Here is a 1,567-nt window from a genome sequence, read left to right as displayed (position 1 = left end):
CGGCAGCCGCAGCTCCGGCGTCAGCACGCCGCTCGTGGTCTGCAGATCGCGGGCGACGCGGGCGCCGACGCTGGAGCGCAGCGACTCCGAACGATCCGAGCCGACATTGAGCGCGGCGATGCCGCCGGTCTCGGCAAAGCCGTCGGTGGTGACGCGGGTGTATTGCAGGCCGATCTCCGGCGTCACCAGGAAGCCGCCGAACATCCGCAGATCGGTGCCGACCGTGCCGCGCAGCGAGTAATGCGCGCCGTCGAAGCGGGAGCCATTGGGCAGCCCCAGCGCAACGCGATTGTTGTCGTAGCCGTCCCAGCCATAGAGGCCGATCAGGTTCACGTACCATTGCGGCGCGCGGTAGCTGCCATAGCCGCCGACGGTGCGGGTGGCGATCTTGGTGGTCGAGCCGAGCGCATCGAGATCGCCGTTCGTCAGCGCGTAGCCGCCGAAGGCGCCGACCAGCCAGCCGTCGGCGAACCGCCAGTCGGCGCCGGCGACGATATTGGCGCTGGTCGAGCGGGTCGCCGGCGTATCGGGCCGGGCGCCTTCGCGCGAGGTGGACAGACTGGAGGCGACGAACACGCCGTGATCGGGGCTGAGCTCGGTGCGCAGCGGCGGCGCCTTGGTGGCCGGCGCATAAGCCAGCGCGTCCGCGGGCGCGCCCCAGCCGATCGCCGCCAGCGCATCCGGCGCGGAGCCGGACGGTGTCCGCACCGCCGCCAGCGTGCGGTCGAGCGCCGAGCCGCCGCCGAACAGGCCGGCATCGAACATGGCGAGCGCGGCGCCGGCGCCGCCGACATCGCTGCCGGCGCCGAAGCGGCTCTGCATCAGCCGCTGGTCGAGCAGCGCGGTGGTCTGGAATGTCGACGCCTGCGTCATCCGGGCGAGGCTCTGATAGGCGGTCGGCGACAATTGTGACAGCGCCGCACCGACATCGGCGGCGCCCGCCACCTGATCGATCAGGGCCAGCGCGGCGGCACTCGCCGCGACGCTGTTGGAGAGATTGTCGAACAGCCAGGCCGGGCCGGCGCTGCCCGGCTTCGCCGAACTGGCGAAGGCCGAAAACGACGGCGCGAAGGCATTGGCGATCTCGAACGAGGTGTAGAGCGTACCGCCGACATTGACGGTCTGCCCGGCCATCAGCTGCGCCCGCTTGGCGTCGGTCAGGCCGACCTTGTAGTAGTTCAGCGTATCTGTGCCGGCGCCGCCGTTGACCAGGCCGACGATGCGCGAGCCCGGCATGATGTTGACGGTGTCGTTGCCGCCTTCCATGTTGATGGCGCGGCCGTTGTTGCCGATGATGGTGCCGTAATTGGTGAGAACGTCGTTGCCCTCACCCATCTGAATCGCCGAGCCGTCGCCGCGAATGAAGCGCGCCGAGCCGGTGCCCGTGTAGGTGACGCCGTCGAGCGTGCCGACCGAACCGGTGTCGGGCGTGCCGTTCTGCAGCAGCACCACGGCGTTCGGATCCGGAATGGAGCCGTTGCCGACGATCGTACCGTAGTTGACGATGGTGTCGTTGTCGGCGGCGGTGCCGGTCTTGTTCTCGAGCAGGATGGCAAAGCCGTTCTGG

1 protein-coding gene is annotated in these 1,567 nt (G+C 69.7%); it reads right to left on the bottom strand.

The features are described from left to right. A partial coding sequence (locus I5M_RS05725) for an autotransporter outer membrane beta-barrel domain-containing protein (RefSeq protein ID WP_022720529.1) occupies positions 1-1,567 on the bottom strand: 1,567 nt, incomplete at both ends.

It is taken from the genome of Rhodopseudomonas sp. B29 (assembly GCF_000333455.1).
Classification (GTDB): Bacteria; Pseudomonadota; Alphaproteobacteria; order Rhizobiales; family Xanthobacteraceae; genus Rhodopseudomonas.
Note: the sequence above shows the minus strand (reverse complement) of the source record. Positions and strands in the feature narration are given on the sequence as shown.